This window comes from Agathobaculum sp. Marseille-P7918, from assembly GCF_900625105.1.
Classification (GTDB): domain Bacteria; phylum Bacillota; class Clostridia; order Oscillospirales; family Butyricicoccaceae; genus Agathobaculum.
In genome coordinates this window covers 1-25469 of sequence record NZ_UYYD01000016.1, presented here as the reverse complement: position 1 = coordinate 25469, position 25469 = coordinate 1, and the positions used below count along the sequence as shown (strand labels likewise).

21 protein-coding genes and 1 pseudogene are annotated in these 25469 nt (G+C 55.2%); 19 read left to right on the top strand and 3 right to left on the bottom strand.

Annotation, left to right across the window (positions count from 1 at the left end; translation table 11 throughout):
* Positions 1-122: 122 nt before the first annotated feature.
* From EJL02_RS13370 to EJL02_RS13315, 12 genes and pseudogenes are all read left to right on the top strand, one after another.
* Positions 123-401 (top strand): annotated as a pseudogene (locus EJL02_RS13370) (VirB6/TrbL-like conjugal transfer protein, CD1112 family); the annotation flags it as partial.
* Between the two features lie 20 nt (positions 402-421).
* Positions 422-889 (top strand): PrgI family protein, encoded by a 468-nt coding sequence (locus EJL02_RS13365; protein ID WP_125116856.1) that lies wholly within the window; start codon positions 422-424, stop codon positions 887-889.
* Positions 834-3233 (top strand): VirB4-like conjugal transfer ATPase, CD1110 family, encoded by a 2400-nt coding sequence (locus EJL02_RS13360; RefSeq protein ID WP_125116855.1) that lies wholly within the window; start codon positions 834-836, stop codon positions 3231-3233. The genes EJL02_RS13365 and EJL02_RS13360 overlap by 56 nt, the downstream gene beginning before the upstream one ends.
* A gap of 2 nt (positions 3234-3235) precedes the next feature.
* On the top strand, positions 3236-3604 hold the full coding sequence (locus EJL02_RS13355) for a DUF3851 family protein (protein ID WP_125116854.1): 369 nt from the start codon (positions 3236-3238) through the stop codon (positions 3602-3604).
* A complete protein-coding gene (locus EJL02_RS13350; protein ID WP_125116853.1) occupies positions 3597-5330 on the top strand; it encodes a C40 family peptidase in 1734 nt (577 codons plus the stop codon). Before EJL02_RS13355 ends, EJL02_RS13350 begins: the two co-directional genes overlap by 8 nt.
* 30 nt (positions 5331-5360) lie before the next feature.
* On the top strand, positions 5361-5618 hold the full coding sequence (locus EJL02_RS13345; protein WP_125116852.1) for a DUF4315 family protein: 258 nt from the start codon (positions 5361-5363) through the stop codon (positions 5616-5618).
* Positions 5608-6381, top strand: a complete 774-nt coding sequence (locus EJL02_RS13340) for a DUF4366 domain-containing protein (protein ID WP_125116851.1) — start codon at positions 5608-5610, stop codon at positions 6379-6381. The genes EJL02_RS13345 and EJL02_RS13340 overlap by 11 nt, the downstream gene beginning before the upstream one ends.
* Complete coding sequence (locus EJL02_RS14505; RefSeq protein WP_125116850.1) at positions 6378-6596, top strand: hypothetical protein; 219 nt, start codon at positions 6378-6380, stop codon at positions 6594-6596. The genes EJL02_RS13340 and EJL02_RS14505 overlap by 4 nt, the downstream gene beginning before the upstream one ends.
* On the top strand, positions 6577-8676 hold the full coding sequence (locus tag EJL02_RS13330; protein ID WP_125116849.1) for a type IA DNA topoisomerase: 2100 nt from the start codon (positions 6577-6579) through the stop codon (positions 8674-8676). The genes EJL02_RS14505 and EJL02_RS13330 overlap by 20 nt, the downstream gene beginning before the upstream one ends.
* On the top strand, positions 8673-8954 hold the full coding sequence (locus EJL02_RS13325) for an immunoglobulin (RefSeq protein ID WP_125116848.1): 282 nt from the start codon (positions 8673-8675) through the stop codon (positions 8952-8954). Before EJL02_RS13330 ends, EJL02_RS13325 begins: the two co-directional genes overlap by 4 nt.
* Before the next feature lie 2 nt (positions 8955-8956).
* On the top strand, positions 8957-12274 hold the full coding sequence (locus tag EJL02_RS13320; RefSeq protein WP_125116847.1) for an LPD16 domain-containing protein: 3318 nt from the start codon (positions 8957-8959) through the stop codon (positions 12272-12274).
* Position 12275: 1 nt separating this feature from the next.
* Positions 12276-12491: a transposon-transfer assisting family protein gene (locus EJL02_RS13315; protein WP_125116846.1), complete on the top strand. Its 216-nt coding sequence runs from the start codon at positions 12276-12278 to the stop codon at positions 12489-12491.
* Between the two features lie 49 nt (positions 12492-12540).
* Here EJL02_RS13315 and EJL02_RS14500 read toward each other — a convergent pair whose 3' ends face one another.
* On the bottom strand, positions 12541-13344 hold the full coding sequence (locus tag EJL02_RS14500; protein ID WP_243114521.1) for a hypothetical protein: 804 nt from the start codon (positions 13342-13344) through the stop codon (positions 12541-12543).
* Here EJL02_RS14500 and EJL02_RS14495 point away from each other — a divergent pair.
* Both EJL02_RS14495 and EJL02_RS13310 read left to right on the top strand, forming a co-directional pair.
* Positions 13343-13699, top strand: coding sequence for a TnpV protein (locus EJL02_RS14495; RefSeq protein ID WP_243114520.1), 357 nt, complete (start codon positions 13343-13345; stop codon positions 13697-13699). The genes EJL02_RS14500 and EJL02_RS14495 overlap by 2 nt on opposite strands.
* Before the next feature lie 53 nt (positions 13700-13752).
* Positions 13753-22053 (top strand): SNF2-related protein, encoded by an 8301-nt coding sequence (locus tag EJL02_RS13310; RefSeq protein WP_243114519.1) that lies wholly within the window; start codon positions 13753-13755, stop codon positions 22051-22053.
* Positions 22054-22124: 71 nt separating this feature from the next.
* Here the strand turns inward: EJL02_RS13310 and EJL02_RS13305 are convergent, their stop codons facing one another.
* Positions 22125-22358, bottom strand: a complete 234-nt coding sequence (locus tag EJL02_RS13305) for a hypothetical protein (RefSeq protein WP_083870444.1) — start codon at positions 22356-22358, stop codon at positions 22125-22127.
* Positions 22359-22533: 175 nt separating this feature from the next.
* On the opposite strand from EJL02_RS13305, the gene EJL02_RS13300 reads away from it, so the two are divergent.
* The 4 genes from EJL02_RS13300 (at position 22534) to EJL02_RS13285 (ending at position 24453) form a co-directional block, all read left to right on the top strand.
* Positions 22534-23340, top strand: a complete 807-nt coding sequence (locus tag EJL02_RS13300; protein WP_125116844.1) for a DUF3848 domain-containing protein — start codon at positions 22534-22536, stop codon at positions 23338-23340.
* Complete coding sequence (locus EJL02_RS13295; RefSeq protein ID WP_125116843.1) at positions 23337-23681, top strand: plasmid mobilization protein; 345 nt, start codon at positions 23337-23339, stop codon at positions 23679-23681. The genes EJL02_RS13300 and EJL02_RS13295 overlap by 4 nt, the downstream gene beginning before the upstream one ends.
* Positions 23682-23845: 164 nt before the next feature.
* Positions 23846-24157: a hypothetical protein gene (locus EJL02_RS13290; protein ID WP_125116842.1), complete on the top strand. Its 312-nt coding sequence runs from the start codon at positions 23846-23848 to the stop codon at positions 24155-24157.
* Positions 24154-24453, top strand: a complete 300-nt coding sequence (locus EJL02_RS13285) for a CD1845 family protein (protein ID WP_125116841.1) — start codon at positions 24154-24156, stop codon at positions 24451-24453. The genes EJL02_RS13290 and EJL02_RS13285 overlap by 4 nt, the downstream gene beginning before the upstream one ends.
* A gap of 74 nt (positions 24454-24527) precedes the next feature.
* Here EJL02_RS13285 and EJL02_RS13280 read toward each other — a convergent pair whose 3' ends face one another.
* On the bottom strand, positions 24528-24767 hold the full coding sequence (locus EJL02_RS13280) for a helix-turn-helix domain-containing protein (RefSeq protein WP_125116840.1): 240 nt from the start codon (positions 24765-24767) through the stop codon (positions 24528-24530).
* Positions 24768-24887: 120 nt separating this feature from the next.
* On the opposite strand from EJL02_RS13280, the gene EJL02_RS13275 reads away from it, so the two are divergent.
* The gene (locus EJL02_RS13275) at positions 24888-25325 is read left to right on the top strand and encodes a hypothetical protein (protein ID WP_125116839.1); all 438 of its coding nucleotides are present in this window, start codon (positions 24888-24890) and stop codon (positions 25323-25325) included.
* Positions 25326-25469 lie beyond the last annotated feature (144 nt).

Genomic DNA, 25469 nt, shown 5'->3' with positions numbered 1-25469 from the left:
TACACGCTGGGAAATTAGACTGACATCTGGAGAGCCGGATACGCTGAGAGGTGTAAGTCCGGTTCGGAGGGGAGTTCTCGGAAACCTACCATAGCAATATGGCAAGGCGCCGGGTTCTTACCCTACTTGTGACTTCGGTAGCCCCTATTCCTATGGCTACCATGATGAGCAAGGAATCGGGCGGCATGGGCCAAAATTATCTACGCTCCCTCCTTGCTCTGGGCTTCCAGGCATTTCTCATCATCGTCTGTGTGGCGATCTATGCCGTGCTGGTACAGAATATCGCCACTGAATCCGACATCATCATGGCTATCTGGAGCTGTGTGGGCTATACGGTCCTGTTGTGCTTTACGCTCTTTAAGACCGGAAGCCTTGCAAAAGCTGTGTTTAACGCACACTAACCAGAAAGGAGGAAATCCCATTGGCTTATGTACCCGTACCCAAAGATCTGACGAAAGTCAAAACCAAGGTTGCTTTCAACCTGACCAAGAGGCAGCTAATCTGCTTCACCGGCGGGGCGCTGATCGGCGTACCGCTTTTCTTTTTGCTCCGAGGTCCTGTGGGAAGCAGCGCAGCAGCCATGTGTATGATGCTGGTCATGCTGCCCTTCTTCATGCTCGCCATGTACGAGAAACACGGCCAGCCCTTGGAAAAGATCGTGGGGAATATCATCCGTGTCACGGTGATTCGTCCCAAGCAGCGCCCGTATAAGACCAACAATTTCTATGCCGCTCTGGAGCGGCAGGCAAATCTTGACGAGGAGGTGTACGACATTGTTCACGGCAATCAAAAGCTGGCTGCACCGGCTGTTCGGAAAAACCGAGGAAAAAGCTGTGCAGCCGGTCAGGACCAAGAAAAAACTGTCCCGCGCCGACAGAAAGCAGATTGAGGCTGCCATTGCCCGTGCCAATCGCACAGACAAAAAGGAAAAATCGGCTCAGGACAGCATCCCCTATGAACGAATGTGGCCGGATGGTATCTGCCGCGTGGCAGACGGCCACTACACAAAGACCATCCAATTTCAGGACATCAACTATCAGCTCTCGCAGAACGAGGACAAAACAGCGATCTTCGAGGGCTGGTGCGATTTCCTCAACTACTTCGACAGCTCGATCAAATTTGAGCTGTCTTTTTTGAATCTTGCAGCATCTAAAGAGACTTTTGCCCGTGCCATTTCCATTCCTCTCCAGGGGGATGACTTTGACAGTATCCGGGTGGAGTACATGACCATGCTGCAAAACCAGCTGGCAAAGGGCAACAACGGCCTTATCAAGACCAAGTATCTCACCTTCGGCATTGACGCGGACAGCATTAAGTCGGCCAAGCCCCGTTTGGAGCGTATTGAGACTGATATTCTCAATAACTTCAAGCGTCTGGGCGTGGCTGCCGAGACTCTGGACGGTAAGGCAAGACTTGCCCAGCTCCATGGAATCTTCCACATGGATGAGCAGCTGCCGTTCCGCTTTGAGTGGGACTGGCTCCCGTACAGCGGTCTGTCCACCAAGGATTTTATCGCGCCCAGCTCTTTTGAGTTTCGCACTGGCAAGCAGTTCCGTATGGGCAAAAAGTACGGGGCGGTCAGCTTCGTACAGATCCTCGCGCCAGAACTGAACGACCGAATGCTGGCGGAGTTTTTGGACATGGAATCCAATCTGATTGTCAGCCTGCACATCCAGTCGGTAGATCAGATCAAGGCCATCAAGACGGTCAAGCGAAAAATCACCGATCTGGACAAATCCAAAATCGAGGAACAGAAAAAGGCCGTCCGTGCCGGATATGACATGGACATCATTCCCTCCGACCTTGCCACTTATGGTGCCGAGGCTAAAAAGCTCTTGCAGGATTTGCAGAGCCGCAACGAGCGAATGTTCCTTGTGACCTTCCTGGTATTAAACACCGCAGACAATCCCCGTCAGCTGGACAACAATGTATTCCAGGCCAGTTCCATTGCCCAGAAGTACAACTGCCAGCTGACAAGGCTCGACTTCCAGCAGGAAGAAGGGCTGATGAGCTGCCTGCCCCTGGGTCTCAATCAGATTGAGATTCAACGCGGTCTAACCACCAGTTCCACGGCCATCTTCGTGCCGTTTACCACCCAGGAACTTTTCCAGAACGGCAAAGAGGCTCTGTACTATGGCATCAATGCCTTGTCCAGTAACCTTATCATGGTGGACCGCAAGCTGCTGAAAAACCCCAACGGCCTGATTCTCGGTACGCCGGGTTCTGGTAAGTCTTTCAGCGCCAAGCGTGAGATCGCCAACTGTTTCCTGCTAACTTCGGACGAGATCGAAATCCTGGACCCGGAAGCGGAATATGCGCCTCTGGTGGAACGTCTGCATGGGCAGGTTATCAAGATTTCGCCCACTTCCACCAACTACATTAACCCCATGGACCTGAACCTGGACTATTCGGACGATGAAAGTCCGCTGTCTTTGAAGTCCGACTTCATCTTGTCGCTGTGCGAGCTGATCGTGGGAGGCAAGGAGGGGTTGCAGCCGGTGCAGAAAACCATCATCGACCGTTGTGTGCGGCTGGTGTATCAGGACTATCTGAACGACCCGCGCCCGGAGAATATGCCCATTCTGGAGGACCTTTACAACCTGCTGCGGGCGCAGGATGAAAAAGAAGCACAGTACATCGCCACGGCGCTGGAAATCTATGTGACCGGCTCCCTCAATGTGTTCAACCACAGGACCAATGTGGACATCAACAACCGCATTGTCTGTTATGACATCAAGGAACTGGGCAAACAGCTGAAAAAAATCGGTATGCTGGTGGTCCAGGACCAGGTGTGGAACCGTGTCACCATCAACCGCGCCGCCCACAAGTCCACCCGCTACTACATCGACGAGATGCACCTGCTGCTGAAAGAGGAACAGACTGCCGCCTATACCGTCGAGATTTGGAAGCGATTCCGCAAGTGGGGCGGCATTCCCACTGGTATCACGCAGAATGTAAAGGACCTTTTGAGCAGCCGCGAGGTGGAGAACATCTTTGAAAACTCCGACTTCGTGTATATGCTCAACCAGGCGGGCGGCGACCGGCAGATTCTTGCCAAGCAGCTGGGCATTTCCCCACATCAGCTCAGCTATGTGACCCACTCCAGCGAGGGCGAGGGCCTGCTGTTTTACGGCTCCACCATTCTGCCTTTTGTGGATCACTTCCCCAAAAATACCGAGCTGTATCGCATTATGACTACCAAACCCCAGGAACTAAAAAAGGAGGATGAATGACCATGAACCCCAACACTGAACTGGATACCATGATGTTTTTTGACGCTGCCCTGGAGGATGAGCGCGCACAGCTACTCACCAATATGGCCGATGCCATCAGCGAGAGCCGCACGGCGGCAGATCAGGCGGCAGAACTGAATGAGGACGGCGAAGCGGGTCTGCTGCGCCTGACGGAAATCTGGTGTGCCATGAGCGGCGTTCCCGCTGTCATCATCTTTGAGGGCAGCCAGACTGAGCTGCTGGCCAATGTGGTGGCGCAGATCTACGCCTATCTGCTTCAGCATCCCTTCCATGACCCTGTGGGGCTGGCCCTCTATGTAGAACTGCGCTACATGGTTGCTTCTCTGATGATGGGAGAATGGTATGAATAAGGAACCGCGCCTGCGCTTTACAGATGAGGAACGGGCTGACCCGGCGCTGGAAAAGCCCATCCGTAAGGCGGACAAGGCCGCCGCCAAAGCGGATAGGGCGCAGGCCAAAATCCCGAAAAAGCAAGTCCGGCAAAAGACGGTGGACCCGGAGACCGGCAAAGTGACCACCAAGCTGGTGCTGGAGGACAAGAAAAAACCGCCCTCCAAGCTGTCCCATGCAGTGCGGGATACCCCCGCCAATGCTGCAATGGGAAAAATCCACAAGGAAATCCGAGAGACCGAACAGGACAATGTGGGCGTGGAGAGTGCCCACAAGTCCGAGGAGGCCGCAGAGACCGGCACGCGCTTGGTCCGGGAGGGCTACCGCAGCCATAAGCTGAAGCCCTATCGCAAGGCAGCCCAGGCCGAGCAAAAGTTGGAAAAAGCCAATGTGAACGCCCTGTATCAGAAGTCCCTGCGGGAAAATCCCCAGCTTACCAGCAATCCCATCTCCCGCTGGCAGCAAAAGCAGGCCATTAAAAAGGAATACGTTGCTGCCAAACGCGTCGGTCAGACTGCCGGAAATACAGCCAGAACCGTAAAAAAGACCGGCAAGGCTGCCAAGACGGTCAAGGAAAAGGCGCAAGAGGCAGGCGCGTTTGTCATGCGCCATAAAAAAGGAGTCCTTGTGGTGGTTGCCATCTTCTTGATGGTCTGTATGTTGCTCAATACCATGTCCTCCTGTTCTGTATTGAGCCAAGGAATTGGTTCGGTTATTTCCGGTACTACCTATCCTTCAGATGACCCGGAGCTGGTAGCTGTGGAGGCGGATTACGCCGCCAAAGAAGCGGCGCTGCAAGCCGAGATCGACAACATCGAAAGCAGCCATCCAGGGTATGACGAGTACCGCTATGACTTGGATATGATTGGGCATGACCCCCATGAGCTGGCGGCTTATCTGTCTGCTGTATTGCAGGGATATACCCGGCAGAGCGCCCAGACGGAGATGGAGCGTGTGTTAGACGCACAGTATCAACTGACGCTCACCGAGGAAGTGGAAGTGCGTTATCGGACGGAAACCCGAACTGACAGCCAGGGCAATAACTACACCGTTCAGGTTCCCTACAACTACTACATTTTGAATGTAACTCTCACCAGTAAGCCCATTTCGTCTGTTGCCTCGGAACTTTTGACCCCGGAGCAGCTGGAAATGTACCAGGTGTACCGGCAAACGATGGGTAACAAACCGTTAGTTTTCGGCGGCGGTTCCACAAACACCAGTGATTCCGAGAGTTTGACCGGTGTTCAGTTTGTCAATGGCACTCGCCCCGGCAATCAGGCTGTGGTGGATATAGCGAAAAGTCAGGTGGGCAATGTAGGCGGTCAGCCGTTCTGGAGCTGGTATGGCTTTAATTCCCGCGTAGAATGGTGCGCCTGCTTCGTATCCTGGTGTTATGGCCAAATGGGACTGTCCGAACCGCGCTTTGCAGGTTGTCAGTCCCAGGGCGTTCCCTGGTTCCAGTCTCACGGGCAATGGGGCGCACGGGGCTATGAAAACCTTGCCCCTGGAGACGCTATTTTCTTCGATTGGGACCTGGATGGCAGCGCCGACCATGTGGGCCTTGTCATTGGCACGGACGGCAGTCGGGTCTACACCGTGGAAGGCAACAGCGGCGATGCCTGCAAAATCAGAAGCTATGACCTGAATTACGAGTGTATCAAGGGCTATGGCCTCATGAACTGGTAACAGAAATTTTTCAAGAAGGAGTGATTGATTATGGCTAAGAACAAAATCCAGCGCATTGACCAGGAGATTGCCAAGGTCCGCGAGAAGATCGCGGAGTATCAGGACAAGCTGAAAACACTGGAAGCGCAGAAAACCGAGGCGGAGAACCTGGAGATCGTCCAGATGGTGCGCGCCCTGCGTATGACCCCGGCCCAGCTGAACGCCATGCTGTCCGGCAGCGCGGTTCCCGGCATGGCCGCTGCCTCTGCTGACTACACCGAACAGGAGGAGATTGACCATGAAGAATAAGAGAATTTTCAAGACCTTTTCGGCCCTGTGTGCGGCTCTGGTGCTGATGGCCAGCTTCTCCGTTACGGCCTTTGCCCAGGGGACGGAGCAGCCTCCGGCAGAAGATACTACCAATGACAGTAATGTGGTGGTGGAGGAAACCGAGGACAGTCCGGCCCTGACCCCGGATGGCAACGCTGCCCTGGTAGATGATTTCGGCGGCAACAAGCAGCTTATCACCGTCACCACCAAGGCGGGCAACTACTTCTACATCCTCATTGACCGAGCCAACGAGGACAAGGAAACAGCGGTACATTTTCTGAACCAGGTGGATGAAGCCGATTTGAAGGCGCTGATGGAGGACGGTCAGACTACCCAGGAGCAGCCCGCCACCTGTACCTGTACGGAGAAATGTGTGGCCGGTGCGGTGAATACGGCCTGCCCGGTGTGCGCCACCAATATGAGCGCCTGCACGGGCAAGGAGCCGGAACCGGAGACCCCGGAGGAAACCCCGGAGCCGGAGGAACCGGCGCAGAAAACCACGGGGCTGAATCCGGCCCTGCTTTTGGCGGTGCTGGCCCTGATGGGCGGCGGCGGTGCCTTTGCCTACTTCAAATTCATCAAGAATAAGCCCAAGACCAAGGGCAACGACAATTTGGACGATTACGACTACGGCGAGGACGATACCGACCAGGAGGACGAGGACCCCTGGGAGACCGAGGAATCCGACGAGCTGGACGCTGACGGGGGCGGCGACGAGGAAAGCGAGGACAAGACGGTTTGACCCGCTTCACCGACAGCCCCTATGAACGCATGATGACACGCAGGCCGGAGGGCGGGAAGGAAACTTCCCGTCCTCCTTCTTTATCTCCCAGCCACCCCTGTTATGGCTGTGGGAATTACCGTGCCGGTCAGCCCTGTGTGGGATTCTGCCACCGGCAGCTGACCGCATGGCTGCGGGAAAGGAGGATGAAAAACCATGAAGCTGGTGATCGCTGAGAAACCGTCCGTTGCCCAAAGTCTGGCCGCTGTGATTGGGGCCGACATCCGCAAGGACGGCTATTTAGAAGGCAACGGCTGGCGGGTCAGCTGGTGTGTGGGCCACCTGGCTGGGCTGGCCGATGCCGACGCCTATAACCCCGACTACGCCAAGTGGCGCTATGACGACCTGCCCATTCTGCCGGAACCCTGGCAGATGGTGGTGAGCAAGGACAAGAAGAAACAGTTTGATGTGTTAAAACAGCTGATGAACGCCCCGGATGTAACTGAGGTGGTGAACGCCTGCGATGCCGGACGCGAGGGGGAGCTGATCTTCCGCAGCGTCTACGAGCTGGCGGGCTGCCAGAAGCCTATGAAACGGCTCTGGATTTCCTCGATGGAGGATTCCGCCATCCGGGAGGGCTTTGCGAACCTGCGCCCCGGCACGGACTATGACGGTCTGCGAGATGCGGCCCTCTGCCGCGCCAAGGCGGACTGGCTGGTGGGTATCAATGCCACCCGGCTGTTTTCCGTGCTGTATCACCGAACCCTCAACATCGGGCGCGTCATGTCCCCGACGCTGGCCCTTATCGTCCAGCGGGAAGCCGAGATCGACACCTTCAAGCCGGTGCCGTTCTACACGGTCACGCTGGAACTGCCCGGTTTTTCTGTTTCCGGGGAGCGCATGGCGGACAAGGCCGCTGCCGAGCAGCTGAAAACTGCCTGTCAAGGTGCGGCTGTGACGGTGAAAAAGGTGGAGCGTAAGGAAAAATCCGAGAAAGCGCCCGCCCTCTATGACCTGACCACGCTCCAAAGAGATGCCAACCGGCTGCTGGGATTTACCGCCCAGCAAACCCTGGACTACCTCCAAAATCTGTACGAAAAGAAGCTCTGCACCTACCCCCGAACAGACAGCCGCTATCTGACGAGCGATATGGCTGAAAGCCTGCCTGTGCTGGTCAATCTGGTTGCCAAGGCCATGCCGTTTCGGAAAGGGATCGCCATTTCCTGCGATGCGGCCCAGGTCATCAACGACAAGAAAGTAACCGACCACCATGCGGTGATTCCCACCCGCAACATCCAGGGCGCAGACCTGACCGGCCTGCCGGTGGGTGAAAAGGCAGTGCTGGAGCTGGTGGCCCTGCGGCTGCTGTGCGCTGTGGCGGAACCTCATATCTATGCGGAAACCGCCGTTGTTGTGGAGTGCGCCGGAACGGAGTTTACCGCCAAGGGCCGCACAGTGAAAAACTACGGCTGGCGGGCGCTGGACGCTGCCTACCGTGCTGGGCTGAAAAATGCGGAGCCGGACAAGGAAACCGAGGACAAGGCTCTGCCGGAGCTGATGGAGGGCCAGAGCTTGCCCCTTTCCGGCGCTGCCGTTAAGGAGGGCAAAACCAGCCCACCCAAGCACTTCACCGAGGATACGCTGCTTTCCGCAATGGAGACTGCCGGGAAGGACGATATGCCGGACAATGCCGAACGCAAGGGTCTGGGGACCCCGGCCACCCGCGCCGGGATTCTGGAAAAGCTGGTTTCCACCGGCTTCCTGGAGCGCAAAAAGAGCAAGAAAACCGTGCAGCTCATGCCCTCCCATAATGCGGTGTCCCTTATCACGGTGTTGCCGGAACAGCTGCAATCGCCCCTGCTGACCGCTGAATGGGAGTACCGGCTGGGCGAGATCGAGCGTGGCGAGCTTACCCCGGAGGACTTCATGGATGGGATTTCCACCATGCTCAAAGAGCTGGTTGGGACCTATCAAGCTATCAAGGGAACGGAGTATTTGTTCAGCCCTTCCCGCGAAGTGGTGGGCAAATGCCCCCGCTGCGGCGGAGAGGTTGCAGAAATGCAAAAAGGCTTCTTCTGTCAGACAGAATCTTGCAAATTTGCAATTTGGAAAAACAACAAGTGGTGGGAGATGAAGCACAAGCAACCTACCAAAGCCATCGTAACGGCACTGCTCAAAGATGGTCGTGCTCATGTGAGGGGCCTGTACTCCGAGAAAACCGGCAAGACCTACGATGCCACTGTGGTGTTGGCGGATGATGGGCAGTACGCCAACTTCAAGCTGGAGTTTGACCAGCAGAAAGGTGGCAAACGATGAAGCTCTCACGCTATGAACAGGAAACCATCATCCTCTACAACCAGGCCGAAGCCGCCGCCGAGGTCTATACCCATGACCCCCGACTGCTGGAGAAGCTGCGGCGACTGGCAGAGAAATACCCGGACCAGATCGTGAAAAAGGACCGCCAAACCTTTCTCGTTCCCAAACGCTGTGTGTCCGTCCGGGAACCGTACAGCGCCGAGCGCCGTAAGGCAGCCAGTGAACTGGCCAAGGCTGCCGGATACAGGCCGCCCACCCCCAAGAAAGGCAATGAGTAAGCATGGCTGAAAGTGTCTTTGAGGCTGTCAAACAGTCCATCACCGTCCGAGAAGCAGCGCAGATGTACGGAATCGAGGTCAACCGGAGCGGCATGGCCTGTTGTCCCTTCCACGATGACAAAAATCCCAGCATGAAGCTGAACGAGGAATATTTTTACTGCTTTGGCTGCGGAGCCACCGGCGATGTGATCGACTTCACAGCGAGGCTCTACAATCTGTCCCCCAAAGAGGCCGCCGAGAAGCTGGCCCAGGATTTTGGCCTGGCTTATGACAGTCAGGCCCCTCCCCGGCGACGCTATGTCCGGCAGAAATCCGAGGCGCAGAAATTTAAGGAGGACCGAGACCATGCCTTTCGTGTCCTGGCCGACTACTTTCATTTGCTCCGCAAGTGGGAAACGGACTACACACCCAAAACACCGGAGGAAAATCCACATCCCCGATTCATGGAGGCAATCCAGAAAAAGGACTATGTGGGCTATCTGCTGGATTTTTTTCTGGAGGATACTCCCGATGAACAAAGACTGTGGATTGCCGAACATCATTCAGAAATCGCCAAATTGGAAAGGAGAGTGAAATTCATGGCTGATAAGCCCACCAACCGGGAACGGTTGCAGGAGATCACGGCGGGCATTGAACAGGGTATCAAGGAACTGTTTGAGAGCGAAAAGTATATGCGCTACCTGTCCGTTATGTCCAAGTTCCACCGTTACTCCGTCAACAACACCATGCTTATCTATATGCAGCGCCCGGACGCTACCCTAGTGGCCGGGTTCAACAAGTGGAAAAACCAGTTTGAGCGCCATGTGAAAAAGGGCGAGCATGGTATCACCATCATCGCCCCTACGCCCTACAAAAAGAAGATCGAGGAAATGAAGCGAGACCCGGACACCCAGGCTCCTATTCTGGACGCGGATGGCAAGGCGGTCATGGAGGAAAAGGAAATCGAAATCCCCATGTTCCGTCCGGTCAAGGTGTTCGATGTGAGCCAGACGGATGGCAAGCCCCTGCCGGAGCTGGCCTCCAGCCTGTCCGGGACGGTGCCGCACTATGAGGCGTTCCTAGAGGCTCTACGCCGTTCCGCCCCGGTCCCCATCGAGTTTGAGCCTATGGCGGAGAACATGGACGGCTATTTTTCCTCTGACCAGCAGCGGATCGCCATTCGGGAAGGCATGAGCGAGGTGCAGACTGTTTCTGCCGCTGTCCATGAGACCGCGCATAGTAAGCTCCACGACCCCAAAAAGTACGAAGCGGAGTCGACCTGGAAGATCGTGATGGTGAGCGAGGGCGGCACCAAGCATGACTTCCGTCTGGACTTCGCCACCGAAGCAGAGGCGGAACAGGCCGCCGCCGAGGAAGGCTGGCGCTATGTGGACGAGAATCAGTTTGAGTGGCGTCTGGAGGTGGAGGAAGATCTGACGGCGGTGAAACAGGCCGCCAAGAACCGCAACACCGAGGAAGTGGAGGCCGAGAGCATTTCCTATGCGGTCTGTCAGTATTTCGGCATCCAGACCGGCGAGAACAGTTTTGGCTACATCGCTTCCTGGTCGAAGGACAAGGAGCTGAAGGAGCTGCGGGCCAGTCTGGAGACTATCAACAAGACTTCCTGCGAGCTGATTAACGACATCGAGCGCAACTACAAGGAAATCTGCAAGGAGCGCGGCATTGACCTGACTGCCGCCCCGGAGCCGGAGCGGGACCCTATCGAGCAGCTGGCGGCAGACATCGACCAGTTCACTTTCGATTATGACCCTTATGAGTATCGGAACAATGCAGATAGCCGTGAGGACGCACTGCACGAACTGACTGCCACACTCCGAAGCGGAGATGCCAGCGGTGTACGCGAATGGCTCCAGAATATCGTGAACGAGGACGAACCGGATGAAACCACCCAAAAAGCTGCCGAGCTTATGGGACGCCTGGATCAGCTGGTGCCGATGACTGAACCGGAACAGCTGGATGAACCGGAACCTGACCCCAACCTTGTGAAGATGGCCGATGAAGCGATGGCGATGGGCGTGGATACTGACTGGAACTCTGATAAGGAATTTCCGTTGTCTTTCGATACTGAAAGTCCCCAGCCCAGCGCCGAGTACCGGGAGGCCCTGCTGGTGCTGGATGATACCACCTATCTTCATGTTCAACCCTGTGACACCGGCTGGGACTACACGCTCTACGATGTGGCAACCATGAAGCAGATGGACGGCGGCCAGTTGGACGGGCCGGATATGGGCCGTTCCACAGCGGTAAGCCATATCTGCGAGGACCTGGGGATGGGCGGCAAGTCCATCAAGTACGCGCCGCTGTCCATGATCGAGACTTTGCAGGAGGCGGCTTACCACCAGATGCAGGAACAGGTCAGCCAGCAGACCGCAGAAGCAGTCGCCACCCAGCTGCCGGATGCCCAGGAGCAGGCGTTGGACGAGTATCCCATGCCGGACCCGGCACTGACTCAGGATGATCTGGAGAAATGTGGCTACCTGGACGGTGACCTTCTGCCCCTCTCCAAAGAGCGGGCCTATGAGCTGATGGAGCGAGACCTGACCGTTTATATCGTCCAGGAGGGTGAAAACCCAGAAATGGCCTTTGACACCGCCGACCTGGACGCCCATGACGGCATCTTTGCTGTATCCCGCGAGGAATGGGAGGAAAGCCCGGAGTTTGATAAGCTGGTCAAGGACCGCATGGCCCACCAGGAGGAACGGGAGCAGGCGTTTCTCTCCCACAAGGGGGACTGCTTCGCTATTTATCAGGTGAAGCACACCGACGAGCTGCGGGACATCCGCTACGAGGGCCTGGAATGGATCAAGTCCATCGGGCAGACAGTACAGCGGAACAACTATGAGCTGGTTTATACAGCCCCGTTGCAGCCCTCTGATCTGAAAGGCGATACCACCGAACAGCTCTTTTACCGCTTCAACAACGAACATCCCGCCGATTACGGCCACCCGTCCATGAGTGTCAGCGACATCGTTGCCATCAAGCGGGATGGCAAGGTATCCTGTCATTACTGCGATAGCTTCGGCTTTGAGCAGATTCCCGGATTTCTGCCGGACAATCCGCTGAAGAACGCGGAAATGGCGGTGGAAGATGATTACGGCATGATCGACGGAATCATCAACAACGGTCCCAAAGAGCCGACGGTGGCCCAGCTGGAACAGCAGGCCCGCAGCGGCCAGCCGATCTCCCTCATGGATTTGGCTGCCCCCGCCCACCGGGAGGACCGGGAAAAGAAAAAGTCCGTCATGGAGCAGCTGAAAAGCCTGCCTAAGACGGAACCGAAAAAGACAGCGCAAAAAAAGAGCGCGGAAAGGGAGCTTTGATATGAACAACTTCACCTTTGAGGAAACGAACCTTCTTTGCATCTATAACACCGGCAGTCGCACCGGGCTGATCGACGCTCTGACGGAGATGCGCAGCGAGCTTTCGCTGGAGGAAACCGAGTTGCGGAAGTTGACGGACAACGCCCTGGAGAAACTCCAGGCCATGAGCGATGCCGAGTTTGCTGAGCTGGAGCTGTACCCGGATTTTGACGAGTAAAAAACACACATAAAGACCTGATGGGACGGCCTGATATGCCGTCCCATTTCTATTCAACATGAAGGGAGGACAGAAAACCATGCCATCCAAAGCTGAATTTTACCGGCAGATGGCCGAACAGGTATCGACCCAGCTTGTGGGCAGCTGGAAGGAGTGGACGGCTTTTCTCACCACCGCCGCCCGCCTTTATAAGTACCCATTCCACGAGCAAATGATGATATACGCCCAGCGCCCGGACGCTACCGCCTGCGCCGAGTATGACCTGTGGAATGACAAAATGGGCCGGTATGTGCGCCGTGGCTCCAAGGGTATTGCCCTGGTGGACGATTCCGGTGACAAACCCCGCCTGCGCTATGTGTTTGATATTTCCGACACCGGCACCCGCGAACATTCTCGCACACCCTGGTTGTGGCAGCTGGAAGAACAGCATATCGGTCCTGTGTCGGCCATGCTGGAGCAAAACTACGGCGTTGCCGGTGACGATCTCGCCCAGCAGCTCACTGATGTAGCCGGAAAGCTGGCGAGTGAGTATTGGGACGATCATCAGAGAGACTTCCGCTATATCGTTGACGGTTCGTTCCTGGCGGAGTACGATGATTACAACATCGAAGTCCAATTCAAGTCTGCCGCCACCGTCAGCATCGCCTACGCCCTGATGTCCCGATGTGGGCTGGATACGGAGCAATATTTCCAGCATGAGGACTTCATGCCGATTTTCGATTTTAATACCCCGGCCACGGTTGGGGCATTGGGAGCGGCGGTCAGTCAGATGAACCAGCAGGTGCTGCGGCAGATCGGCGTCACCATCCAGAATTATGAGCGCGAACAACTCGCGGAAAGGAGCAACCACCATGAAGAACAACCTGACTTACACGCAGAACGGGGATTACCTGATTCCCGACCTGAGCCTGAGCGAACAGCCGGAGAAGCCCCTGGGCAAGTACGGGCGGCTGCGGAAAGCGTATCTGAAGGAACACCGGCCCCTGATTTACAACCAGCTGCTGCTGACCGAGAAGCTGTACCCGCACCTCATCGAGATCGACGAGACAGCGCAGAGCCGTCTGGAGCAGATGATGCCCCAACTGGCGGCGGCAGCGGGCGTGACGGAGCAGCTGAAAGCCAGCGACCCGATGAAGTGGGTGGGCCTGATGAACACCTGCAAGGCTCAGGCCGAGGAGATTCTGATGACGGAGCTTATTCACAGCTGAGTTTCTTCCTCTCCGAAGCAGAACAAATCAGAATCATAGATGAAGCAGAGAATGTGAAAACATCCTCTGCTTTTTCTTTTGCCCAGGCTGACATCGACCATGTGCTGCGGCTGGGCGGCAACACCTATCGCCAGAGAGAGCGCATTGTCGCGGCTTTCGAGGAGCAGAAGTCCACCGCCGAGATCGCAGACACCCTGAAAAATCTGTACCATGGGGGCAACGGGATCGGCAGCATCACTGCATGGTATGCCGAGGATGGAATCCATCTGTCCCATGGCAGAACAGCCCGTTACGACAAGTCCGCCCAGGTCATTTCCTGGGAGAGTGCCGCCGAGCGTATCGGCCAGCTTTTGCAGGACGGCCAGTTTGCCACCAATGTGGAGCTGGCTGAGGCTGCGGGCTATGAACGCTCCCTCCTCGCGGAAAAGTTCTGGTATCTGTACCACGATTTCAGCGAGGAAGCCAGAGAAGCCGGGTATCTGCCCAGCCTTGCCAACAATCCGGGGCGTGGCTTCCCGGAGGAATCCGCATGGCTCACCGAGCAGCTGAAAAGCCCGGAGTTTCGCCAGAACCTTGCGGAAGAATATGCTGCCTTCTGGACGGCCTACCAGCAGGATCGGGATTTGCTGCGGTTCCACTACCACAAGCCTAAAGAGATTTGGGAAAACCTGCGAGATCTATCCTTGCCTCGCACCACCTTTACCTCTCAGTTAACGGAAGTACCTGCGGTCAAGCAGTTTATCTCCGAGGACGAGATCGACGCCGCCATGACCAGAGGCAGCGGCTTTGAGGGCGGTAAGGGTCGTATTTTCACCTTTTTCCAAGAACCCCATACGGATAAGGAAAAGGTGGATTTTCTCAAACACGAGTATGGTATTGGCGGTAACTCCCATGCCCTGTCCGGTGCAATGAAAAGCGATGAAAGCCACGACGGAAAAGGTCTGCACTACAAAAAAGACGGCTGCCCGGATGTGCATTTCACCTGGGAGAAAGTCGCCAAACGGATTACCGACCTGATCCAGAAGGGACGCTATCTCACCGAACAGGAACAGGAGGAGTACGACAAAATCCAGGCAGAAAAGGCCCTGGCGGAGTCGGAACCGGAAGTGGAAGCCGTGGGCCGGATTGAATACCTGGGAACCAATGGCTTGCCGGGCGAGATTGTAGAATATACGGATACGGAGAAGTTCATCAGAACCATCCAGGAAGATACAGACTATGGGGTTCCTATCGCTGTGGTTTTGTATCGGGACACCCATGGAAACACCATTCCCCAGGATTTCTTGGCAGAATTGGACCCACCTCCAAAGGGTTTCAGGGTGGAAGATGCTCCTGCACCGATGGAGGAACTGGATCAGGAACAGGCCGAGTTCGATAAGAGCCAGGAGGAAAAGGTTCTGGCAGACACGGACACCATGGAAGCCCAACAACCGAACCCGACTGTGTGGGAATATAACGGCGTCAAAGAGCGCCACCCGGATGATATGGTCCTGTATCAGATGGGTGATTTCTTTGAACTATACGGCGAGGACGCCAAAACTGCTGTTGCCGAACTGGACCTCAATCTCACTCTCCGTGCCATTCCCGGAGGTGGCTATGTGGAAATGTGCGGCTTCCCGGCAAACCGGCTGGAGCAGGTTGTGGAACAGCTGCGTGATAAGCATGATGTGACCATTTCTGCTGTCCCGGAAGCCGGCAAGGAGCGGCAAGAATATTCCATGCCCTCCATCGACCATGAGGCGGAGCAGCACATCAATACCCAAGAAGCGGAGTTTGGCGCAGACGGGACCAGAGTATTTCGGGAGACCGAAGCAGCCGCAGCCCCTACGATTCGAGAACTGCATGAGCAATACAAGCCCATTGTACTTGCCGCTGTTATGGGGGATGTGCCATATCGTAATGCCTGCGGTCACAGTGACCATGAGAACGCTGTGATCGAGGGCAATGCCGCCATTCGCCGTGCTGTCCTGGGATCTGGCAACATGGAGCTGCTCCGCCTCTATTCCGACACACCAGAGTTCCGCCAGCGCCTTCATCGAGAAATCATCGACGAGACCTATCCCAAGCTCCATGAGCTACTGCACCCTCTCTCGGACAATGACATCGACAAGGCTATCCAAGACTGGAACGGCAAAATCGAAAGTAAACACGCCGTTGTCCGTTACATGGAGAAACATGGGCGGGAAAAAGATACCGCTGCATGGCTGGCCCATGAGTTTGACGGCGGCGATGGCAAAACCCCGTTTTCGGTTCGCCCGGAAAGCCCCGAAGGAACGGTGCTGCCCTGGTCCAAGGTACAGCGCCGGATCGCTCAGCTTATCAAGGAGGACCGGTTCTACACCGAAGCGGAACAGGACCGGTTCGACAACATCGACCCCATCGCCATTCGGGAGGCTTTGGCCGAGCGCGGCATTGTGAATGGTGAACTGGTGGATGAGGAAAAACTGGATAATGACCCATTCATCCAGCGTGTTATGGCGGATGTGGAGGCCATATCCAGAGAGAGCGTCCCGGCAGATGAGCCGGAACAGCCTTCTCCCCATAATTCGCGTGTTCTGGTTTCAGATGAGGAATACGCTGCGGCTCGTGGCACACTCCGGGAGCGAACCTCCTACGATCCAGCGGTTCCTCCCTACAATGTGGGTGATATTGTCTATCTGGATGACCGGCCCCATCAGATCACAGAGCTGCGGGATGACACGGTGCAGCTGCTGCCCACCGGCATGAGCTATCCCATATACCGGGCTGAGAGCCGGGAACGGTTTGAGCAGCTTTTGCGTGAGGATAACCGCAACGACTTCTATACCGAGTTCCTGCCTGTAAATCTGGATACGGTGGACCAGGACCTGCGGGATGTGCTGGCCCATGGACTGATTGGTGAGGCGGACAAGGCGGAGCTTTCCGAGCTTCTTCGCAACGGCAAGAGCAATCGAGAGATCGCCTTGTGGCTGAGTCGGACCTATCCCAACATCGTGGAAACGATGGAGCTGGAGACCGGCGAGACCGCCGATTACCGCACGATGCCGGAAGGTATCGAGCTGGAAGTGCTGGATGCAGATGAAAAGCGTCTGGCCATGCTGTTCTTCCAGTGGAGCGAGGTTGCGCCTTTGCTGCGCGGGATGTATGCCCGTCAGTTGGGCGGTTTTGAGCAGGAACACCCCGAACCGGCTGCCGAAACCCCGACCTTCCAAGCCGAGACTGTGGCTGTCTATCCGGGCGATAAGAATAATCTGCCCTATGATGTGGTTGTTCAGACCCTGCGAACCAATGAGCCGGAGCCGCCCACGCCTGATGTCGAGCCGGAAAAGACTCTGGATGAGGTACTGGACGAACACCCCGTTTCCATTCAGGTAAACGGCGAGTGGCAGACCTTCCCCAATGTCAAAGCTGCCGAGGAAGCCTCTTATGAGGAATACAAGGCCAATCTGCGTCGCACCGCCGAGAATTTCCGTATCACTGACGATCACCTGGGCGAAGGCGGCCCCAAGGCCAAGTTCCAGGCCAATGTCGAGGCAATCAAGCTGCTGAAATACCTGGAGGAAACCACCGAGCAGGCAACGCCGGAACAGCAGAAAATCCTTTCCCGGTATGTGGGCTGGGGCGGCCTTGCCGATGCCTTTGACCCCGACAAGGAAAGCTGGAGCAAGGAATATGCCCAGCTGAAGGAGCTGCTGACCCCGGAGGAATACGCTGCTGCCAGAGGTTCCACCCTCAACGCGCACTACACCAGCCCTACGGTCATCAAAGCGATTTACGAGGCTGTGGGCCGCATGGGATTTGAGACCGGCAACATCCTGGAGCCGTCCTGTGGTGTAGGCAATTTCTTCGGTATGCTGCCGGAGAAAATGCGAAACAGCCGTCTTTATGGCGTGGAGCTGGATTCCATCAGCGGGCGGATTGCCCAGCAGCTCTACCCCAAGGCCGACATCACCGTGGCCGGTTTTGAAACCACCGACAGGCGGGACTTCTATGATCTTGCCATCGGCAATGTACCTTTCGGCCAGTATCAAGTCCGGGACAAAGCCTACGACAAGCTGAATTTCAGCATTCACAACTACTTTTTTGCCAAGGCGTTGGACCAGGTGCGTCCTGGTGGCGTGGTGGCCTTTGTCACCAGCCGCTATACGATGGACGCCAAAGATTCCACCGTGCGCCGGTATCTTGCCCAGCGCGCCGAGCTGCTGGGGGCTATCCGTCTGCCCAATGACGCTTTCAAAAAGAACGCAGGTGCCGAGGTCGTTTCGGACATCATCTTCCTGCAAAAGCGTGACCGTCCGTTGGACATCGTGCCGGAGTGGACGCAGACCGGGCAGACCGAGGACGGCTTTGCCATCAACCGCTATTTCCTGGACCACCCGGAAATGGTGCTGGGCCGACAGGAACCGGAAAGCACCGCTCACGGCATGGACTACACCGTGAACCCCATCGAGGGGCTGGAGCTTGCCGATCAGCTGCATGATGCCGTGAAGTACATTCGCGGCACCTACCAGGAGGCCGAGCTGCCGGAGCTGGGCGAGGGCGAAGCCATCGACACTTCTATCCCTGCTGACCCCAATGTGAAAAATTACTCCTACACCGTTGTGGACGGCGATGTGTATTACCGTGAAAACAGCCGTATGGTACGGCCTGACCTGAATGCCACCGCCGAAGCCCGTGTGAAAGGACTGGTGGGTCTGCGAGAATGTGTCCAGCAGCTCATTAATCTGCAAATGGACGCCGCCACACCGGACAGCACCATCCAGGACAAACAGGCCGAACTGAACCGGCTCTATGACAGCTTCTCTGCAAAATATGGTCTTATCAATGACCGGGCGAACCGGCTGGCCTTTGCTGATGATTCCAGCTACTATCTGCTCTGCGCGTTGGAAGTCATTGACGAGGACGGCAAGCTGGAGCGCAAGGCGGATATGTTCACCAAGCGCACCATCAAGCCTCACAAGGCGGTGGACACTGTGGATACCGCAAGTGAAGCTCTGGCCGTATCAATTTCCGAAAAAGCCTGTGTCGATATGGCGTATATGGTGGAGCTGACCGGCAAGACCAGCGACGAACTGGCCGCCGAGCTGCAAGGCGTGATCTTCCGTGTACCTGGGCAGTTGGAGAAAGACGGCACTCCCCATTATGTGACCGCCGACGAGTATCTGTCCGGCAATGTGCGGCGCAAGCTGCGTCAGGCACAGCGGGCAGCACAACAGGACCCTTCCTTTGCAGTCAATGTGGAGGCCCTTACCGTTGCCCAGCCCAAAGACCTGGATGCGTCGGAGATTGAGGTGCGCCTAGGCGCAACCTGGATTGACAAAGAGTACATCCAGCAGTTTATGTATGAGACCTTCGACACGCCGTTTTATCTCCAGCGCAATATCGAGGTCAACTATTCTTCTTTCACCGCGGAGTGGCAAATCACCGGCAAAAGCTCTGTAAGCCAGAACAATGTGGCAGCCTATACCACCTACGGAACCAGCCGTGCCAATGCCTACAAGATTCTGGAGGACAGCCTGAACCTGCGGGATGTCCGTATTTACGACACCATAGAGGATGCAGACGGCAAAGAGCGCCGGGTGCTGAATGCCAAAGAGACCACCCTGGCCGCCCAAAAGCAGCAAGCCATCCGGGACGCTTTTAAGGACTGGATTTGGAAAGACCCGGATCGCCGCCAAGCTCTGGTCCGCCAGTACAATGAGGAAATGAACTCCACCCGTCCCCGTGAATACGACGGCGGACACATTACTTTCGGCGGCATGAACCCGGCCATCACCTTGCGGGAACATCAGAAAAACGCTATCGCTCATGTGCTGTACGGCGGCAATACGCTGCTGGCACACGAGGTAGGCGCTGGCAAAACCTTTGAAATGGTGGCTGCTGCCATGGAGAGTAAGCGCCTGGGCTTGTGTCAGAAATCTCTCTTTGTTGTGCCGAACCATCTGACCGAACAATGGGCGTCGGAGTTTCTGCGGCTCTATCCCTCCGCCAACATTCTTGTCACCACCAAAAAGGACTTTGAGACCCACAACCGCAAGAAGTTCTGCGCCCGCATTGCCACCGGCGACTATGATGCCATCATCATGGGGCACAGCCAGTTCGAGAAAATTCCCATCAGCCGGGAGCGTCAGGAGCGGCTTCTCTATGAGCAGATCGACGAGATCACCGAGGGAATTGCGGAAGTGCAGGCCAGCGGCGGCGAGCGTTTCACGGTCAAGCAGCTGGAGCGCACCCGTAAATCCCTGGAAGCCCGACTGGAGAAATTGCAGGCCAAGAGCCGCAAGGACGATGTGGTAACATTCGAGCAGTTGGGTGTGGACCGCCTATTCGTCGATGAGGCGCATAACTATAAAAACCTGTTTTTATACACCAAGATGCGGAATGTGGCAGGTCTCTCCACCAGCGATGCCCAAAAGTCCAGCGATATGTTTGCGAAGTGTCGCTATATGGATGAACTGACCGGAAACCGTGGTGTGATTTTCGCCACCGGCACCCCGGTCAGCAACTCCATGACCGAGCTTTACACCATGCAGCGGTATCTCCAGTATGACCGCTTGCAAGAGCTGAATATGACCCACTTCGACTGCTGGGCCAGCCGCTTCGGAGAAACCGTCACGGCGCTGGAGCTGGCACCGGAAGGCACCGGCTACCGGGCAAGAACGAGATTCAGCAAATTTTTCAACCTCCCGGAACTGATGAACCTGTTCAAAGAGGTGGCGGACATCAAGACCGCCGATCAGCTGAACCTGCCTACCCCGGAGGTGGAATACCACAACATCGTGGCCCAGCCTACTGAACATCAAAAAGAGATGGTGCAGGTTCTCTCCGAGCGCGCCTCCAGAGTACACAGCGGCAGCGTTGACCCCTCAGAGGACAATATGCTCAAGATTACCGGCGATGGCCGTAAGCTGGGCCTGGACCAGCGTATCATCAACCAGCTGCTGCCGGATGAACCCGGCACCAAGGTCAATCAGTGTGTGGACAATATCATGCAGATCTGGCGGGACGGCGAGGCTGACAAGCTGACCCAGCTGGTATTTTGCGACATTTCCACGCCCCAGGCAGCCCCCTCCAAAAAGGCAGCCAAACAGCTGGACAATCCCACACTTCATGCGCTGGAACAGGCTGTGCCGTTGGATGAGCCGGAGCCTGCCTTTACCATCTATGAGGACATCCGGCAAAAGCTCATCGCCCAGGGAATGCCCGCCGAGCAGATTGCTTTTATCCACGAAGCCAAGACCGAAGTGCAGAAGAAAGAACTGTTTTCCAAGGTCCGCACCGGGCAGGTGCGTGTTCTGCTGGGCAGCACCTCCAAAATGGGCGCTGGCACCAATGTGCAGGACCGCCTGGTGGCCCTCCATGACCTGGATTGTCCGTGGCGTCCGGGAGACCTTGCCCAGCGCAAGGGCCGTATTGAGCGCCAGGGCAACCAGAACCCTCTTGTCCATGTGTACCGTTATGTCACCGAGGGAACTTTTGACGCTTATCTCTGGCAGACGGTTGAAAACAAGCAAAAATTCATTTCTCAGATTATGACCTCTAAATCGCCGGTCCGCTCCTGCGATGATGTGGACGAAACGGCGCTGTCCTTTGCCGAGATCAAGGCCCTGTGCGCCGGAGACCCCCGTATCAAGGAGCGCATGGATTTGGATGTGGAGGTTGCGCGTCTGAAGCTGATGAAAGCCGACCACCAGAGCAAGCAGTACCGCCTGGAGGATCAGTTGCTCAAATACTTCCCCCAGGAAATCGAAACCAACAAGGGATTTATCAAAGGCTTTGAAGCGGACCTGGAGATCCTGGCCGCCCATCCTCACCCGGAGGATGGCTTTGCTGGAATGGAGATCCGGGGCGATGTGCTGACCGACAAAGAAAACGCCGGTGCAGCCTTGCTGGACGCCTGTAAGGAGGTCAAAGGCTCCGAACCGGTGCAGATCGGCAGCTATCGGGGCTTTACTATGTCCGTGGAGTTTTCCGCTTGGAAACAGGAATATACGCTCCTGTTGAAAGGCCAGATGACCCATCGGGCAAGCCTCGGCACAGACCCGCGCGGAAACCTCACCCGTATCGACAATGCACTGGCTCAGATGCCTCAGCGTTTGGAAGCCGTGAAAAACCAGCTAGACAACCTTTACCAACAGCAGGCCGCAGCCAAAGAGGAAATCGGAAAGCCGTTTCCCTTTGAGGACGATCTGCGAGTCAAGTCCGCCCGTCTGGTGGAACTGGACACGCTGCTGAACATTGACGGCAAGGGCCACGCTCAGCCGGAAACTGTGGTTGCCAAGAGTGCGCGGCCTTCGGTGCTGGACAGCTTGAAGCGTCCGGTGCCGCCCCGCAGCCCTGAAAAGAAACCGAAACAACATGAGGAGGTGCGATAAACAAAAAGGACGGGCAAGCCGTTTGACTTGCCCGTCCTTTGTACTTTCCAATCAGAGGGGAGGTAATAGGTTTAATTATTCTTATCAAATACTCCCCATACTGCAATCGCTAATCCGATAATCGCAACAATGATAGAAACGGTAAATGGCATAACCAAATCCATTCCTAAAAGGCAACCGTACCATCCGTCAACACCATTGTAAGAGTACGGATTTAACGGAGATAATACTGTCGCAACAATAATAGAAATTGTGCTGATAGCACCGATTGCCATAACTGCTATACCTAAAATAAGTTTTTTCACTTTTCTTCCCCTCTCCAATACTGGTTTTGTCAGTTTTATTATACTCAAGAATTATGAATAATTCAATCACAGAAAGCGAGGTATCAACCATGTACTGCATCCAAAATCAGATAGACCGGGCGAACCAAAGCGCCCCCTGCTGCTCTTTCATATAACAAAAAGGAGGTGCGATAACATGAATGCCAACGATCTGAATACGGCCCTCTATGAAAAGATGGCTGCTGAGCAGGATAAATACCGGGACTGGCTGAAAAGCCAGCCCCCGGAGGAAATCCTACACCATACCTATGAGTACACCGTCCGGGAGGACATCGTGATGGCGATGGAGGAGCTGGAGCTGACCGATGCCCAGGCTCAGGCGCTTTTGGATTCGCCCACACCGCTGGCTGATGTGTACCGTTATTTTGAGAAACTGGAGACCGGATACATGGATGTGATCCGGGACAGCATTGAGAACCGGGCGGATGATGTGTGCAAGGTTTTGGAAGAACAGCGGTCCGTCCCTCTCTATCTCCATTCTGCCACCTATGCGTCCCAGCATGGGGAGATGGCACAATATAACCGCTCTTATCAGGCAAACTTTGACTGTAAAGAGGCCATTGAACACGCCATCAGCGCCCACTATGCGAATAACCGGCTGGATACGGAGTCTGCGGTTAAGACGGTGCTGGAAAAGTTCGGGGCGGAACGAGTACAGTTCATCCTTGCCAACACCATCCAGCATAAGGACAGCGATGGCCGTGTTTCCCGTGACAACAAAGCCTGGTCAAAAACCATTCCCATGCCGGAGGACAGCGGCATTTCGCGCCACTGTGCTTATCTGGTTGTGGATGGGGTCAATCCTGGACTGACCGATCTGTTTACACGGCAGGTGCGTAAAATGTTCCAGGAGCCGGAGAAAGGCTCCGTCTTACAAAAGCTCAAACAGGAGCCGCCCGCCCACAAGCCTGCTTTGTCGAAGAAACAGGAGCCGGAACGGTGAGCGCCCCGAAACGCAAACGGGATGTCCAGGTGAATTTCCGAGTCTCCCAAGAGGAGCTGGCGCTGATCGAGCAGAAAATGTCCCAAGTTGGGACGAAGAACCGAGAAGCCTATCTACGGAAGATGGCCCTGGACGGTTATGTGGTGCAGCTGGACTTGCCGGAGCTGAAGGAGCTGGTGTCTCTGCTGCGCCGGAGCAGCAACAACCTGAACCAGCTTACCCGCCGAGTTCATGAGACCGGGCGTGTCTACGACGCTGACCTGGAAGATATAGCCCAGCGGCAGGAGCAGCTATGGGAGGGCGTGAAGGAAATCCTGGCCCAGCTCTCCAATCTATCGTGACAGGGGTATATATCCCATCTGCGGAGGGAGGAACGGCGTTCTTTTCGCCACGCCTCCCTCCGATTTTTCTTTTTGTCTGTATCCTTGCCTTTTGAGGGGGCTTGCCGGATAATAAAGGCAGATAGCAAAGTGTTCCTATTTCTCATAAAGGAGTTGAGATACCGATGTTGACCTTTGAAAAGGTTTTAGAGATTTTCGAGGACTATCTGGCGCAGGATATGGAGCTAGAAGTCTATAAGAGCCGGTACGGATATGTCTGCGTATCGTTCAACGGCAGCCCCCCAGACCCACCTTATTGCGAGGGCGATGTATGCCGGACTCCGGAGGAACTCTTTGACCATCTGCTGGTTGAGTATGAATCCTTTGCCGCTATTCAGCTGACAAAGGGACGCCGGGAAGAAAATAAAGCTGACGAGGAACAGGTCCGCCATCTGTGCCAGAAGTATTTGGATCGTCGAGAGGAGGCAATGAAATGACTGTATTGAAACTGATTTTGAAGATTGTGATTGCGCCGGTGGTATTGCTTCTCACTCTTGCCATCTGGATTTGTGTGGGGCTGGTCTATGTGTCCGGCTTGGTGCTGGGGCTGCTCAGTACGGTGATTGCCCTGCTGGGCGTGGCCGTCCTGGTAACATACTCCCCGCAGAACGGCCTTATCCTGCTGGTGATCGCGTTTCTCATAAGCCCCTTTGGGCTGCCAAAGCTGGCCTTTTGGTTGCTGGGCAAGGTGCAGGATTTGAAGTTTGCAATACAGGATTTGGTTTACGGCTAAAAAGACACCCTCTCCGTTAAACGGGAGAGGGTGTTCGCTTATTATAAAACCTCCGACGAAGTTCGTCAGAGGTTTTATGGTTCCAGATTATCTTCTTTGAAAAGTGGCGATGCAAAAAAGGTATCTATCCCAATTTCCAACCCCTGGCACATCTCGTGAATGATCCGCAACTTTACGGAATCGTAAGAACAGTTGATGATATTGCCTATGGTGGACTTGGGAACGCCGCTTTTCATATACAGCTGATACTGCGTCATATTTCTTTCATCCAGTAATTCAGAAAGACGTTTGCTCACCGCCTCATTTAGTTTCATTCAATACACCGCCCCTGTAACTGTACTATATTTAGTATATGGGCAATTCTGCTAAAATTAGTCCCTGTACCTGTACTAATAGAGATATTTGCGGTATGATGGTAATAGGGGTGCCATCGTATGAATGTAACATTTTGTGGCCATTCGCAAATCACAAAAGAAGATAAGATTGTGAGTTGGCTTCGCACAGTAACACAAAATCTAATTGAGCAAGGAGCAACAACTTTTTTTCTCGGAGGATATGGAGAGTTTGATAGTTTAGCAGCATCCATTTTGCGGGAACAAAAGAAAAAGTATCCACAGATTGAGTTGGTTCTTGTCTTAGCTTATCTCAACACTGGGAGGAACACTTCCGGCTATGACAGCACTGTGTATCCGCCGCTGGAAACTGTGCCACACCGTTTTGCGATTTCTCATAGAAACCGCTGGATGATAGAAGTCAGCGATGTGGTAGTAGCGTATGTTCTCCATGATTGGGGCGGAGCTGCCACGACGCTGCGGTGCGCCAAGCAGAAAAAGAAGCAGATTATTTCATATCGTGACGAGATGGGCAGCTAAGGCTGCCCTTTTTTTGAAGACCTGCTAAAAAAAGTCAAGTAAAATTTTCGAGAGAATGAGCAAAAAAACGAGCGCACAAATCTAAGCCGCTGAGCATCTCAAAATCGAAATGGCGGCCGGCCAGATGATATAGTGCAGAAAAAT

Coding starts and splice junctions, on each gene's coding strand:
- EJL02_RS13290 (WP_125116842.1), top strand. CDS start 23,846: ATGTTGACCTTTGAAAAGGTTTTAGAGATTTTCGAGGACTATCTGGCG.
- EJL02_RS13315 (WP_125116846.1), top strand. CDS start 12,276: ATGAACAACTTCACCTTTGAGGAAACGAACCTTCTTTGCATCTATAAC.
- EJL02_RS13275 (WP_125116839.1), top strand. CDS start 24,888: ATGAATGTAACATTTTGTGGCCATTCGCAAATCACAAAAGAAGATAAG.
- EJL02_RS13300 (WP_125116844.1), top strand. CDS start 22,534: ATGAATGCCAACGATCTGAATACGGCCCTCTATGAAAAGATGGCTGCT.
- EJL02_RS13280 (WP_125116840.1), bottom strand. CDS start 24,767: ATGAAACTAAATGAGGCGGTGAGCAAACGTCTTTCTGAATTACTGGAT.
- EJL02_RS14500 (WP_243114521.1), bottom strand. CDS start 13,344: ATGGTGGTTGCTCCTTTCCGCGAGTTGTTCGCGCTCATAATTCTGGAT.
- EJL02_RS13330 (WP_125116849.1), top strand. CDS start 6,577: ATGAAGCTGGTGATCGCTGAGAAACCGTCCGTTGCCCAAAGTCTGGCC.
- EJL02_RS13355 (WP_125116854.1), top strand. CDS start 3,236: ATGAACCCCAACACTGAACTGGATACCATGATGTTTTTTGACGCTGCC.
- EJL02_RS13340 (WP_125116851.1), top strand. CDS start 5,608: ATGAAGAATAAGAGAATTTTCAAGACCTTTTCGGCCCTGTGTGCGGCT.
- EJL02_RS13350 (WP_125116853.1), top strand. CDS start 3,597: ATGAATAAGGAACCGCGCCTGCGCTTTACAGATGAGGAACGGGCTGAC.
- EJL02_RS13285 (WP_125116841.1), top strand. CDS start 24,154: ATGACTGTATTGAAACTGATTTTGAAGATTGTGATTGCGCCGGTGGTA.
- EJL02_RS13345 (WP_125116852.1), top strand. CDS start 5,361: ATGGCTAAGAACAAAATCCAGCGCATTGACCAGGAGATTGCCAAGGTC.
- EJL02_RS13320 (WP_125116847.1), top strand. CDS start 8,957: ATGGCTGAAAGTGTCTTTGAGGCTGTCAAACAGTCCATCACCGTCCGA.
- EJL02_RS13325 (WP_125116848.1), top strand. CDS start 8,673: ATGAAGCTCTCACGCTATGAACAGGAAACCATCATCCTCTACAACCAG.
- EJL02_RS14495 (WP_243114520.1), top strand. CDS start 13,343: ATGAAGAACAACCTGACTTACACGCAGAACGGGGATTACCTGATTCCC.